The 12,839-nt window shown below is 64.8% G+C and carries 13 protein-coding genes; 11 read left to right on the top strand and 2 right to left on the bottom strand.

All coding sequences use genetic code 11. The annotated features are described in order from the left end of the window. Positions 1-42: 42 nt before the first annotated feature. Together ggt and BMY71_RS14285 are read left to right on the top strand one after the other, a co-directional pair. On the top strand, positions 43-1,779 hold the full coding sequence (gene ggt / locus BMY71_RS14290; protein WP_430715331.1) for a gamma-glutamyltransferase: 1,737 nt from the start codon (positions 43-45) through the stop codon (positions 1,777-1,779). 118 nt (positions 1,780-1,897) lie between these two features. Next, positions 1,898-2,779 carry an SDR family oxidoreductase gene (locus BMY71_RS14285; RefSeq protein WP_092684519.1) on the top strand — a complete coding sequence of 294 codons (882 nt, stop codon included), beginning with the start codon at positions 1,898-1,900 and terminating at the stop codon, positions 2,777-2,779. A gap of 249 nt (positions 2,780-3,028) precedes the next feature. On the opposite strand, the gene BMY71_RS14280 is transcribed toward BMY71_RS14285, so the two are convergent. Further along, entirely contained in the window at positions 3,029-3,697 is a 669-nt protein-coding gene (locus BMY71_RS14280) for a glutathione S-transferase family protein (protein WP_092684620.1), read from the bottom strand. 88 nt (positions 3,698-3,785) lie between these two features. Next, positions 3,786-4,121, bottom strand: coding sequence for a GIY-YIG nuclease family protein (locus BMY71_RS14275; RefSeq protein WP_092684517.1), 336 nt, complete (start codon positions 4,119-4,121; stop codon positions 3,786-3,788). A gap of 114 nt (positions 4,122-4,235) precedes the next feature. Here BMY71_RS14275 and BMY71_RS14270 point away from each other — a divergent pair, with 114 nt between their 5' ends. The 9 genes from BMY71_RS14270 (at position 4,236) to ccoG (ending at position 12,825) form a co-directional block, all read left to right on the top strand. Then, a complete protein-coding gene (locus BMY71_RS14270) occupies positions 4,236-4,847 on the top strand; it encodes a DUF2239 family protein (RefSeq protein ID WP_092684515.1) in 612 nt (203 codons plus the stop codon). Between the two features lie 83 nt (positions 4,848-4,930). Further along, positions 4,931-5,533, top strand: coding sequence for a 2-hydroxychromene-2-carboxylate isomerase (locus tag BMY71_RS14265; RefSeq protein ID WP_092684513.1), 603 nt, complete (start codon positions 4,931-4,933; stop codon positions 5,531-5,533). Between the two features lie 142 nt (positions 5,534-5,675). Further along, entirely contained in the window at positions 5,676-6,413 is a 738-nt protein-coding gene (locus BMY71_RS14260) for an SDR family oxidoreductase (RefSeq protein ID WP_092684511.1), read from the top strand. 63 nt (positions 6,414-6,476) lie between these two features. Next, entirely contained in the window at positions 6,477-7,397 is a 921-nt protein-coding gene (panE, locus tag BMY71_RS14255; RefSeq protein ID WP_092684509.1) for a 2-dehydropantoate 2-reductase, read from the top strand. A gap of 410 nt (positions 7,398-7,807) precedes the next feature. Beyond that, entirely contained in the window at positions 7,808-9,454 is a 1,647-nt protein-coding gene (gene ccoN, locus BMY71_RS14250; RefSeq protein ID WP_011501155.1) for a cytochrome-c oxidase, cbb3-type subunit I, read from the top strand. Between the two features lie 11 nt (positions 9,455-9,465). Next, positions 9,466-10,200 carry a cytochrome-c oxidase, cbb3-type subunit II gene (gene ccoO, locus BMY71_RS14245; protein WP_092684507.1) on the top strand — a complete coding sequence of 245 codons (735 nt, stop codon included), beginning with the start codon at positions 9,466-9,468 and terminating at the stop codon, positions 10,198-10,200. Between the two features lie 9 nt (positions 10,201-10,209). Beyond that, complete coding sequence (locus BMY71_RS14240; protein WP_011501157.1) at positions 10,210-10,374, top strand: cbb3-type cytochrome c oxidase subunit 3; 165 nt, start codon at positions 10,210-10,212, stop codon at positions 10,372-10,374. Positions 10,375-10,381: 7 nt separating this feature from the next. Next, positions 10,382-11,263, top strand: a complete 882-nt coding sequence (ccoP, locus tag BMY71_RS14235) for a cytochrome-c oxidase, cbb3-type subunit III (RefSeq protein WP_092684505.1) — start codon at positions 10,382-10,384, stop codon at positions 11,261-11,263. A 104-nt stretch (positions 11,264-11,367) separates the two neighbouring features. Next, on the top strand, positions 11,368-12,825 hold the full coding sequence (gene ccoG, locus BMY71_RS14230) for a cytochrome c oxidase accessory protein CcoG (protein ID WP_011501159.1): 1,458 nt from the start codon (positions 11,368-11,370) through the stop codon (positions 12,823-12,825). Positions 12,826-12,839: the final 14 nt, after the last annotated feature.

Below are 12,839 nucleotides of genomic sequence, written 5' to 3'. Positions count from 1 at the left end.
GACAGCAAAACACTTACACCGCCGGAACCGATGATGCGCACGATGACGATGCTTCATCGCAAGGCTGTGACAGCGCTGGTCGCGATCGTCGCGCTACTGGTGACACAACTTGTCGCGCCGGCGCAGGACATGCGCGGCGGCGGGGCGCGTGCGCCGAGCGCTATGCCGGCCGTCGTCGCCAGGCACGGCATGGTGGTGGCGCAGGAGCGGCTGTCCGCGGAAATCGGCGCGAAATTTCTCGCCCGCGGCGGCAACGCAATCGACGCTGCGGTCGCGACCGGCTTTGCGATGGCGGTGACCTATCCGCGTGCCGGCAATATCGGCGGCGGCGGCTTCATGGTGATCCACTCCGCCGCGAAGAACGAAGACGTCGCGATCGACTATCGCGAGACCGCCCCCGCGGCCGCGACACGCGAAATGTTTCTCACCGACGGCAAGCCGGACCCGTCGAAGTCTCGGGATTCCGCGCTCGGCATCGGCGTGCCCGGCAGCGTTGCGGGACTCGCACTGGCGCTCGACAAATACGGCTCCGGCAAATTCTCGCTCGCCGAGATCCTGCAGCCCGCGATCGAACTCGCGCGTGACGGCTTTGTCGTCGCCGACGACATCGCCGACACGCTGCCGGGCTGGCACAGCCGGCTGGCGCGCTGGCCGTCGACGCAGAAGATATTCGCCCGCGCCGACGGCTCGCCGTTGCGCGAGGGCGATCGCCTCGTCCAGCCCGATCTCGCCGCGACGCTGCAGGCGATCGCCGCGCGTGGTCCGGACGGTTTCTATCGTGGTGAGGTCGCCGACAGGCTGGTGCGCGGCATCAGGGATGCCGGCGGCATCATCAGCGGCGACGATCTCGCCAACTACCAGGCGATCGTCCGCACGCCGGTGCGAGGCACCTATCGCGGCTACGACATCGTGGCGATGCCGCAGCCGTCGTCGGGCGGCGTTGTGCTGATCGAGACGCTGAACATCCTCGAGGGCTTTCCTCTGCATGAAGTCGGGCAGGGGAGCGCGCCGTCGCTGCATCTGCTGGTGGAGGCGATGAAGCGCGCTTATGCCGACCGCGCGCGTTATCTCGGCGATCCGGCCTACGTCGACGCGCCATTGTCGACGCTGCTGTCGAAGAACTATGCAGCGCAGCTGCGCGCAAGCATCGATCCCGCCCGCGCGACGCCCGCCGTGCAGGCATTGCCGCAGCCGAAAGAAGGCGAAAACACCACGCATTATTCGGTCGCCGATGATCAAGGCAACGCCGTCAGCAACACCACGACGCTGAATTTCTCCTACGGCCTCGGCCTGGTCGCCGACGGCACCGGCGTTCTGCTCAACAACGAACTCGACGACTTCACCGCCGCGCCCGGCGCGTCAAACGCCTATGGTCTCGTCGGCTTCGGCGCCAATCTGCCGGCGCCCGGCAAGCGGCCGCTATCGTCGATGTCGCCGACCATCGTGCTGAAAGACGGCCGCCCGGTGCTGGTCACCGGCTCGCCCGGCGGCAGCCGGATCATCTCGGCGACGCTGCAGGTGATCGTCAACGTGCTCGACTATCGCATGAATGTCGCAGCCGCCGTGGCCGGGCCGCGGCTGCATCATCAATGGCTGCCGGACGAAGTCCGCGTCGAGCAGGGTTTCCCCGTTGCCACGCTCGACGCCCTGCGAGCCTTGGGCCATCGCATCGCCACGCCGCTCGGCCAGACCTCGGCGAACAGCATCATGATCGACGCGGGAGGCTTCCACGGCGCTCCGGACCCCCGCACCCGCGGCGCGACCGCGGCGGGGCATTGATCCTGGTGGGGTGTCGTTGCCGGGCCTGACCCGGCTCGACATTTTGAACGGCTTCGATCCGACCAGATCACGCGCTACAAGAGGACAAGCGTCGACTGGCGCGAGGAGGGGAGAAACCATGTCATCACTCAAAGGCAAGACGCTGTTCATCACCGGGGCGAGCCGCGGCATCGGGCTGGCGATCGCGCTGCGCGCTGCACGCGACGGCGCCAATGTCGCGATCGCGGCCAAGACCACCGAACCGCATCCGAAGCTGAAAGGCACGATCTACACCGCGGCCGACGAGATCCGCGCCGCCGGCGGGCAGGCGCTGCCGCTGGTCTGCGATATCCGCGACGAGGCGCAGGTGATCGACGCGATCGACAAGACGGTCGCGGAGTTCGGCGGCATCGACGTCTGCGTCAACAACGCCAGCGCGATCAGCCTGACCAATTCGCAGGCGACCGACATGAAGCGGTTCGACCTGATGATGGGCATCAATGCCCGCGGCACCTTCATGGTGTCGAAATATAGCATCCCGCATCTGAAGAAGGCGCAGAACCCGCACATCCTGATGCTGTCGCCGCCGCTCGACATGAAGCAAAAATGGTTCGCGGCCTCGACCGCCTACACCATGGCGAAGTTCAACATGAGCATGGTGGTGCTGGGTCTATCCGGCGAATTGAAACACGCCGGCGTCGCCGTCAACGCGCTGTGGCCGCGCACCACCATCGCCACCGCTGCGGTCGGCAATCTGCTCGGCGGTGACGCGATGATCCGCGCGAGCCGGACGCCCGAGATCATGGGCGACGCCGCCCATGCGATCCTGACCAAGTCGTCGCGCGATTTCACCGGCCAGTTCTGCATCGACGACAAGGTGCTGTTCGAGTCGGGCGTTACCGATTTCGAGCACTACCGGATCGACCCATCGGTGCAGTTGATGTCGGATTTTTTCGTCCCAGACGACGATGTCCCGCCGCCCGGCGTGAGTGTCGCGTCGCTGCCGGGGGCGAAGGGGTAGCGTTTCAGTTTGAATTGCGCTGCCTGCTCCAGGCATGGCGAACTCCCTCTCCCGCTTGCGGGAGAGGGCTGGGGTGAGGGCGACGCGGGCGATCACCTCTCGGTGTAGTTCAGGGGAGCGTTGGCAGGCGCAGTGCTTGGTGCTCCCCCACCCCGACCCTCCCCCGCAAGCGGGAGAGGGAGGAGGCGGTGCTCGGCGTATGCGATCATTGCTTGAGGCGAGACTGTCCGACTCAAGAGAGTCTATTACTTACGCTTTCCCGATCTCGTAAGGTCCGCCCTTCTCCAGCGCGCGCTGATAGGCCGGGCGGGCGTGGATGCGGGCGAGCCAGGCCAGCGCCTTCGGATAGTTCTGGTCGAGTCCGCCGCGCGACGCTGCGGCTTCGAGCGGGAAACTCATCTGGACGTCGGCGGCGGTGAAGGCGTCGCCCGCGAAGTAATCAGTTTTCGCAAGCTCGCTCTCCCAGAACGCCATGTGCTGCTTGAGTTGCGGATCGACGAAGCCGGTCAGCACGCCTCCCGCGATCAGCTTCACCAGCGGCCGCACCAGCGCAGGCGCCTGTTGCGGCATCATCGTGAACAGGAGCTTCAGGAGCAGCGGCGGCATCGCCGAGCCCTCGGCATAGTGCAGCCAGTAGGTGTAGCGCAGCCGTTCCGGGGTCTTCGGCGGCGGGATCAGCCGGCCCTCGCCATAGTGGTCGATGACATACTCGATGATCGCGCCCGACTCGGCGATGGTGTTGCCGTCGTCGGTGATCACCGGAGACTTGCCGAGCGGATGCACGGCGCGCAGTTCCTTGGGCGCCATCATGTCGGGCTGGCGCTGATAGCGCTTCAGCTCGTAAGGCACGCCGAGCTCCTCGAGGAGCCACAATACGCGCTGCGAACGTGAGTTGTTGAGATGGTGGACGGTGAGCATGCGAACCTCGTTGGGGGCGTCGGCAACGGCACTCATACCGCGAAATCAACCGATGCGGACCGCGAATCCGGTCCGTGCGGATCACCTCTCAGACCGGCCTGGCGTCGAGCTTGCTCCGCCAATGCGCGGCGCGGTCCTTGAGCTGGTTGTCGCGCAGATAGCGATCGGCATCCGGTTCGAACAGTTCGAGCGTCTCGATCGCGAAGGCGTCCGCGCCGTGAGCGGTCCACGCCTGCTGCAGGTCGCGGTTAGGGTGGTTGCCGAACCGCAGCGTGAACCAGATCCTGTTCTGCACACTGTCCGGATTGAGCGTCGGTCCGACCCACAGCGCGTCCGCCGCCGTGCAGCGGATCGCATAGATCGCGGCTTTCGGCTTGCGATCCTTGTAGGCTGTGATCGCCGCCTTGCGGTCGTCCTTGTTCATGACCGGTCCCTGATTGTGGGGTGGAATGCGCGGGAAATAGCAGGCATGCAAAGACTTGTCAATTTTACCCGGGTAAAATAGGTTGCTTGGCGATTCATCGGGACCAAACTCACCATGACAGCCTCACCCAACCCGCGCTTCGTCGTGTTTCACAGCGACCGCAAACTCGCCGAAGGCGATCTCCGCACCGTCGCAGCGGCGGTGAAACCTCTGTTCGATTGCGGCGAGCATGCCTTCCTGGTGTTCGACGCCGCGACGACTGCGCGGATCGAGTTCGACCTCCGCGGCTCTCTCGACGAGGTGCTGGCCCGGTTGCCTGCCGAACAGCCAAGCGGGGAGACGATGGTCGAGGAGACCGCCGAGCCGCGCTCGCGCGGCCCCGGCCGGCCCAAGCTCGGCGTGGTGGCGCGCGAGGTGACGCTGCTGCCTCGGCATTGGGAGTGGCTGGCGCAGCAGCGCGGCGGCGCATCGGTGGCGTTGCGCCGGCTGGTCGACGAGGCGCGCCGCGCGTCGGTGGACAAGGACCGCATTCGCGCCGCGCAGGACGCCGCCCACCGTTTCATGACGGTAACGGCCGGCGACCGGCCGGACTATGAGGAGGCGGCGCGCGCGCTGTTCGCCGGCGACGCCGAGAAGTTCACGCGCTGCACGGCGTCCTGGCCAGCCGACATTCGTGACCACGCGCGCCGTCTCGCGCAAGCGGCGCTGCCGTCGCCACCCGGTTGATTGCCCGCCGCCGAACCGCTAGGCTGCGATGGCATGATGCCAATCATATAAGGCGTGCCGCAGCGCCACGACCGGGAGAGACCATGACGAAGCCTGCCCCGCAGTTCCTGTTCGATTTCGGCAGCCCCAATGCGTTTCTCAGCCACAAGGCGATCCCGGCGATCGAGCAGCGCATCGGCGTGAAGTTCGAATATGTGCCGGTGCTGCTCGGCGGCATCTTCAAGGCGACCAACAACAAGTCGCCGGCCGAAACGCTGGCCGGCGTGAAGAACAAACGCGAATTCTACGCGCTGGAGACGGAACGCTTCCTCCGGCGTTTCAAGGTCGAGCCTTATGTGTGGAATCCGAACTTCCCGGTGAACACGCTGAATCTGATGCGGACCGCGGTCGCGGCGCAGCTCGAAGGCGTGTTCGAAACATATGTCGAGGCGGCGTTCCATCACATGTGGGTCGAGCCGAAGAAGATGGACGATCCAGAGGTCGCGGCGCAGGCGCTGTCGTCGTCGGGACTCGACGCCGCGAAGCTGTTCGCCCGTGCGCAGCAGCCGGAGGTGAAGGCGAAGCTGATCGCCAACACCGAAGACGCGGTCGCTCGCGGCGCGTTCGGCTCGCCGACGTTCTTCGTCGGCAAGGAGATTTTCTTCGGCAAGGAACAGCTCAGAGAGGTCGAGGAGATGTACGCTTAGCGGCGACTCCTGATGCTCATGGAGAGAGGCTTGTCGAAGCCGCCTCGCGCCATGAGTCCGCTGCCTCATCCGTCACGACGCACGGACAGCGCGCCTCACGGGATCAGGGTGCTCAGACCGTCGAGATGAAAGGGAAGCGAACGTGCAGCCACGCAACGCAACCGTCGCAGTAATCGGCGCCGGCGATTACATCGGCGCGGAGATCGCCAGGAAATTCGCCGCAGAAGGCTTCATTGTGTTCGCAGGCCGGCGCGACGGCGCCAAGCTCGAGCCATTGGTGAAGGAGATCGAGGCCGCGGGCGGTCGCATCGTCGCGCGCACGCTCGACGCCCGCAAGGAAGATGAAGTCGCTGCCTTCCTCAACGATGCCGACGCCCATGCGCCGCTGGAGGTGACGATCTTCAACGTCGGCGCCAACGTCAATTTCCCGATTCTGGAGACCACCGACCGGGTGTTTCGCAAGGTCTGGGAAATGGCGTGCTGGGCGGGCTTTCTCGCCGGCCGCGAATCGGCGCGGCTGATGCTGCCGCGCAAGCAAGGCAACATCTTCTTCACCGGCGCCACCGCCAGCCTGCGCGGCGGCTCCGGTTTTGCGGCCTTCGCCAGCGCCAAATTCGGGCTGCGCGCGGTGGCGCAGTCGATGGCGCGCGAACTGATGCCGAGCAACATCCATGTCGCGCATCTGATCATCGATTCCGGCGTCGACACCGCCTGGGTGCGGCAGCGCCGCGAGCAGCTCTGGGGAAAGGAGGCGCTGGATAATCCCGACCTCCTGATGCCGCCGGCCTCGGTCGCCGGAGCCTATTGGCAGCTCTATCAGCAGCCGAGAAGCGCCTGGACCTTCGAGATGGAGATCCGCCCGTTCGGCGAGAAATGGTAGCCGACACGCTCGCCACGGCGCGCTGGACGCGATAAAACTCCGCAAATTCAGGGGGGCTGTGCAATGCGGGTTCTCGTGGTCGGCGCCGGCGCGATCGGCGGCTATTTCGGCGGCCGGCTGCTGCAGGTCGGGCGTGACGTCACCTTCCTGGTGCGGCCGAGGCGCGCCGAAGAACTCGCGCGCGACGGGCTCGTGATCAAAAGCCCGCACGGCGACCTCACGATCCCGAATCCGCCGACCGTGCAGGCCGCCGGGCTGAAGCCGGATTTCGACCTCGTGCTGCTGAGCTGCAAGGCGTTCGACCTCGACGATGCGATCGCATCGCTCGCCGCCGGCGTCGGACCGCAGACCGCGGTGCTGCCGCTGCTCAACGGCCTGAGGCATCTCGATGTGCTCGACGCGACATTTGGTCGCGAGCAGGTGCTCGGCGGACAGTGCGTGATCGCGGCGATGCTGAATGCGCAGCGCCATGTCGTGCAGCTCGCGCCGATCAATGCGATCACTTTTGGCGAGCGCGACGGCAGCGTGTCCGAGCGGGTCGGTGCGATCGCGCGGACGCTCGGCGGCGCCGGTTTCGAGGTCAAGCCGACCGCCGAGATCATGCAGGAAATGTGGGAGAAGTGGGTGTTTCTCGCCGCGCTTGCCGGCTCCACCAGTCTGATGCGCGCGCCGGTCGGCGACATCCTGGCTGCGCCCGGCGGCGCCGATTTCATGCTCGGGGTGGTCGACGAAATCTCCGCGGTCGCTGCCGAAGCCGGCTATCCGCCGCGCGAGGCGTTCCTGGAGCGGACCCGCGGCATGCTGATGGCCGAAGGCTCCAAACTCACCGCCTCGATGTTTCGCGACATCCTGGCCGGGGCGAAGATCGAGGCCGATCACATCATCGGCGATCTGATCGCGCGCGGCGACGCCGCCAAGCGTCCGGTCGCGCGGCTCCGGGTGATCTACATCCACCTCAAGGCCTACGAGCGCCAACTCGGCTGAGGCTGTTCGGCCTCCGCTGAGTCGCTCCGCATCACCGCTGATTCGCCTCGTCATCCGTCGCACGAATCGATCGAGGATTCGGGGGCTGTCGCTCACATGCGGATGCGTCGCATCGACGGAGTTGTCCGCCCTGCATTACCGCCGGCGAGTGCGACTGAATCGCGACTGGATAATGCAGCCTCATCCTTTCGTCTAGCAACTTTCCCGATTGGTTTTGAAAATGCCTCGTACTCGTCCGAGGCCGTTCCGCTTGGACACTTTTGCTTCTTGCACATTCGACGCGTTTCAAAGACAACCGCCGCAACGGACCAGCTATGCCGCAAAATTATGCAATTTGATTTCGATCAAATGGCTATTTCGGATTCCGCGTTTGCTGCCGACAACCGCCCCGCCGAGAAAAGATTGATCAGATGAATCAAGCTCTCACACCGAAACGGATCACCTTCGGCGAAGGTGGTCTGACGATCGTGTTCACGCTGACCACGGTGCTGTGCGTCTACGCCTCGATCTTCGCGAAAGACGCCCCGTTTGCATTCCATGCCGCGCTCGGCGCCGCGTTCAGCGCCTGGGCGGTGTTCGCGATCATCACGCGCTACAGCCGCCGCACCGGCCAGCCGCCGCAGGAAATCAACGGCGTGCCGAACTACAATCTCGGCCCGATCAAATTCCTGTCGTTCATGGCGATGTTCTGGGGCATCGCCGGCTTCACGGTCGGCCTCTACATCGCGCTCGAGCTCGCCTATCCCGGGCTGAACGTCGCCCAATGGGTCAATTTCGGCCGGCTGCGACCGCTGCACACCTCCGCGGTGGTGTTCGCCTTCGGCGGCAACGTGCTGCTCGCGACCTCGTTCTACGTGGTACAGCGGACGACGCGGGCTCGGCTCGCGGGCGACCTCGCTCCGTGGTTCATCGCGATCGGCTACAACTTCTTCATCGTCATCGCCGGCACCGGATATCTGCTGGGCGTCACGCAGTCGAAGGAATACGCCGAGCCGGAATGGTACGCCGATTTGTGGCTGACCATCGTCTGGGTCACCTATCTGCTGGTGTTCGTCGCGACCCTGATGAAGCGCAAAGAGCCGCACATCTACGTGGCGAACTGGTTCTACCTCGCCTTCATCATCACCATCGCGGTGCTGCATCTCGGCAACAACCCGACCCTTCCGGTCAGCCTGCTCGGCTCGAAGTCCTATATCGCCTGGGCCGGCGTGCAGGACGCGATGTTCCAGTGGTGGTACGGCCACAACGCGGTCGGCTTCTTCCTCACCGCCGGCTTCCTCGCGATCATGTACTACTTCATCCCGAAGCGGGCGGAGCGGCCGGTCTATTCCTATCGGCTGTCGATCATCCATTTCTGGGCGCTGATCTTCCTGTATATATGGGCCGGCCCGCACCATCTGCACTACACGGCGCTGCCCGACTGGACGCAGACGCTCGGCATGACCTTCTCGATCATTCTGTGGATGCCCTCGTGGGGCGGCATGATCAACGGCCTGATGACGCTGTCGGGGGCCTGGGACAAGCTGCGCACCGACCCGGTGCTCCGCATGATGGTGGTGTCGGTCGCGTTCTACGGCATGTCGACCTTCGAAGGCCCGATGATGGCGATCAAGGCCGTCAACTCGCTCAGCCACTACACCGACTGGACCATCGGCCACGTTCACTCCGGTGCGCTCGGCTGGGTCGGCTTCGTCTCGTTCGGCGCGCTGTACTGCCTGGTGCCGTGGGTCTGGGGCCGCAAGGAGCTCTACAGCCTCCGCCTCGTCAATTGGCACTTCTGGATCGCGACGCTCGGCATCGTGCTCTACATCTCGGCGATGTGGGTGTCGGGTATCCTGCAGGGCCTGATGTGGCGCGCCTACACCTCGCTCGGCTTCCTCGAATACTCGTTCATCGAGACCGTCGAGGCGATGCATCCCTTCTACGCCATCCGCGCTGCCGGCGGAGGCCTGTTCCTGATCGGCGCGCTGATCATGGCCTACAATCTTTGGATGACGGTTCGCGTCGGCGAATCGTCTGAGGCCCAGCCGCGCGTCGCCCTGCAGGCCGCCGAGTAAGGAACCGACAGATGTCTTTTTGGAATCGTCACAAGATCTTCGAGACGAACTCACTCGTCCTGATCGTCGGCATCCTGCTGGTCATCTCGGTCGGCGGCCTGGTCGAAATCACGCCGCTGTTCTATCTGAAAAGCACCATCGAGAAGGTGGACGGGATTCGTCCCTATACGCCGCTCGAGCTGGCCGGACGCAACGTCTACATCCGCGAGGGATGCTACCTCTGTCACTCGCAGATGATCCGCCCGCTGCGCGACGAAACCGAGCGCTACGGTCACTACTCGCTCGCCGCCGAAAGCATGTACGACCATCCGTTCCAGTGGGGCTCCAAGCGCACCGGTCCGGATCTCGCGCGGGTCGGCGGCAAGTATTCGGACGATTGGCACGTCGCGCATCTGAAGAACCCGCGGTCGATCGTGCCGCAGTCGGTGATGCCGGGCTACGCCTTCCTCGCCGAGGCCAAGGTCGACGCCGAGAGCCTGCCGGATCACCTCCGCGCCAACAAGATGCTCGGCGTGCCCTACACCGACGAGGATATCTCCAAGGCGATCGTCGACGTGAAGGCTCAGATCGATCCTGACAGCCCCGCCGCCGCGGACCTGTCGAAGCGCTACCCGAAGGCCGTGGTCCGCAATTTCGACGCTCAGGACGGCGACCCGACCGAAATGGACGCGCTGGTCGCCTATCTGCAGCTGCTCGGCACGCTCGTCGACTTCAAACTGTACAACGAAAAAGCCAACCTGCGCTGAGGCCGTGACATGAAGGCGATCCTCTCAGTCGAAAACTACGTATCCAGCTTCGTCACAATGTGGTGGACGCCGCTGTTCATGGTGATCTTCTTCGCCATCGTGGCCTACGCGTTGTGGCCGAAAAACAAGATGGCTTTCGACGACGCCGCCCGCATGCCGTTGCGAGAGGATTGATACCATCATGGCTGACCACTCACATCACGCCGAGATCGACAAGGTCACCGGCACCGCCACCACCGGCCATGAATGGGACGGCATCAAGGAACTGAACACGCCGCTGCCGCGGTGGTGGATCTGGACCTTCTACGCGACCATCGTCTGGGCGCTCGGCTACTTCGTCGTGTACCCGGCCTGGCCGCTGGTCGACGGTTACACCAAGGGTCTGTTCGGCTACTCCTCGCGCGCCGAACTCGCGGTCGAACTCGCCAAGCTCGACGCGGTGCGCGGCGGAAAGATGGCCGTGCTCGCCACCGCGCCGCTCGCCGATATCGAGAAGGACCCGGGGTTGCTGGCGCTGGCTCGCGCCAAGGGCAAGGTGGTGTTCGGCGACAACTGCGCCCCGTGCCACGGTTCCGGCGCCGCCGGCTCGAAGGGCTTCCCGAACCTCAACGACGACGATTGGCTGTGGGGCGGGTCGCTCGAGCAGATCGAGCAGACCATCAAGTACGGCGCTCGCTCGGGTCACGACGATGCCCACCAGGGCAACATGCCGGCATTCGGCAAGGACGGCCTCCTGACCGCGGAGCAGATCGTCACCGTCGTCAACTACGTCCGGTCGCTGTCGGGTCTTTCGACACGGCCCGGCAGCGATCTCGCCGCCGGCAAGCAGGTTTTCGCAGAGACTTGCTCGTCGTGTCACGGCGACGAGGCGAAGGGCAATCCGGAACTCGGCTCGCCCAACCTGACCGACAAGATCTGGCTCTACGGCTCGGATGAGGCTACCATGATCGATACCTTGACCAACGGCCGTGGCGGCGTGATGCCGGCCTGGGCGGGGCGTCTCGATCCCGCGACCATCAAGGCGATGACGGTGTACGTGCACTCGCTCGGCGGCGGCAAATAACCGCCCCCGCTGGCGGACTCGGCGTGTTGGGGGGCACGCCGGGGCCGGACGATCCGCAGGAGATTGAGCTGAAGCTCGACCAAGAATCAAAGAAGAACCCCGAAATGAATAAGCCTTTGCGCGAGTCCGATCTGCTGCCGGACGATGACGGCCCGCTTTACGCTGCCGGTAAGAAGATCTATCCCCAAAGCGTCTCGGGATCGTTCCGCCGGATCAAGTGGATCCTGATGGTCGTCTGCCTCGGGATCTACTACTTCCTGCCCTTCGTGCGCTGGAACCGTGGTCTCGGCGCTCCCGACCAGGCGGTGCTGATCGACCTCGCCAACAACCGGTTCTATTTTTTCTTCATCGAGTTGTGGCCGCAGGAAATCTATTACTTCACCGGGCTGCTGATCGTCGCGGCGATCACCCTGTTCTTGATGAACTCCCTCGGCGGCCGGGTGTGGTGCGGCTATCTCTGTCCGCAGACGGTGTGGACCGACCTGTTCTTCGCGGTCGAACGGCTGATCGAGGGCGACCGCCGCGAGCGGATTCGCAAGGCGGAGGAGGGCTGGTCGCTGCAGCGCGGCGCCGAGCTGGTGCTGAAGCATTCGATCTGGTTGATGATCGCGTGGTGGACCGGCGGCGCCTGGGTGCTGTATTTCGCCGACGCGCCGACACTGATCAAGGAGCTGGTCACCTTCCAGGCGCCGATGGTCGCCTATATCTGGATCGGTATCCTCACCTTCACCACCTATACGCTCGCCGGCTTCATGCGCGAGCAGGTCTGCGTCTACATGTGCCCATGGCCGCGGATCCAGGCGGCGCTGACCGACGAATGGGCGCTCAACGTCACCTATAAATACGATCGCGGCGAAACCCGCATGTCGCTGAAGAAGGCCGCGCAAGCGCGCGCGTTGGGCGAGCAGGTCGGCGATTGCGTCGACTGCAACCAGTGCGTCGCGGTGTGCCCGACCGGCATCGACATTCGCAACGGGCCGCAGCTCGACTGCATCCAGTGCGGGCTGTGCATCGACGCCTGCGACAACGTCATGACCAAGATCGGCCGGCCGACCCGTCTGATCGGCTATGATAACGACATCAACATCCATCGCCGGATGGAGGGCAAGCCCGAGGTCTTCAAGCCGCTGCGCGCCCGAACTGTGGTGTATTCGGGGCTGATCGCCTCGATCGGCGCCATCATGCTGTATACCCTGCTGAACCGCAGCCTGCTCGACCTCAACGTGCTGCACGATCGCAACCCGGTCGCGGTGCGGCTCAGCGACGGCTCGATCCGCAACGGCTACACCGTCCGCTTCCTCAACAAGCGCGGCTTCGACCGCGTCGTCGCGGTCGACGTCGTCGGCCCGCCGAATGCGGTGATCCACGTCGTCGGCACCGACTCGATCACGCCCGACCGGCCGATGATCATCCTCGCCCGCGACACCACCACCGAGCTGCGCGTGCTGGTGGACTCCAACTCCAATCAAGAGCTCGCCAAGTCCACGCCGGTGACCTTCCACGTCACCGACATCGGCCTCGGCGAGGTCGCCACCGCCAAGGACGTCTTCGTCACGCCCTGACCTGCAACCGGAGC

This window comes from Rhodopseudomonas pseudopalustris, assembly GCF_900110435.1.
In the GTDB taxonomy this organism is placed as follows: Bacteria; Pseudomonadota; Alphaproteobacteria; order Rhizobiales; family Xanthobacteraceae; genus Rhodopseudomonas; species Rhodopseudomonas pseudopalustris.
Note: the sequence above shows the minus strand (reverse complement) of the source record. Positions and strands in the feature narration are given on the sequence as shown.

Excerpts from the sequence above, each read along its gene's own strand:
- ggt (WP_430715331.1), top strand. The coding sequence starts at position 43 with ATGACGATGCTTCATCGCAAGGCTGTGACAGCGCTGGTCGCGATCGTC.
- BMY71_RS14285 (WP_092684519.1), top strand. The coding sequence starts at position 1,898 with ATGTCATCACTCAAAGGCAAGACGCTGTTCATCACCGGGGCGAGCCGC.
- BMY71_RS14280 (WP_092684620.1), bottom strand. The coding sequence starts at position 3,697 with ATGCTCACCGTCCACCATCTCAACAACTCACGTTCGCAGCGCGTATTG.
- BMY71_RS14275 (WP_092684517.1), bottom strand. The coding sequence starts at position 4,121 with ATGAACAAGGACGACCGCAAGGCGGCGATCACAGCCTACAAGGATCGC.
- BMY71_RS14270 (WP_092684515.1), top strand. The coding sequence starts at position 4,236 with ATGACAGCCTCACCCAACCCGCGCTTCGTCGTGTTTCACAGCGACCGC.
- BMY71_RS14265 (WP_092684513.1), top strand. The coding sequence starts at position 4,931 with ATGACGAAGCCTGCCCCGCAGTTCCTGTTCGATTTCGGCAGCCCCAAT.
- panE (WP_092684509.1), top strand. The coding sequence starts at position 6,477 with ATGCGGGTTCTCGTGGTCGGCGCCGGCGCGATCGGCGGCTATTTCGGC.
- ccoN (WP_011501155.1), top strand. The coding sequence starts at position 7,808 with ATGAATCAAGCTCTCACACCGAAACGGATCACCTTCGGCGAAGGTGGT.
- ccoO (WP_092684507.1), top strand. The coding sequence starts at position 9,466 with ATGTCTTTTTGGAATCGTCACAAGATCTTCGAGACGAACTCACTCGTC.
- BMY71_RS14240 (WP_011501157.1), top strand. The coding sequence starts at position 10,210 with ATGAAGGCGATCCTCTCAGTCGAAAACTACGTATCCAGCTTCGTCACA.
- ccoP (WP_092684505.1), top strand. The coding sequence starts at position 10,382 with ATGGCTGACCACTCACATCACGCCGAGATCGACAAGGTCACCGGCACC.
- ccoG (WP_011501159.1), top strand. The coding sequence starts at position 11,368 with ATGAATAAGCCTTTGCGCGAGTCCGATCTGCTGCCGGACGATGACGGC.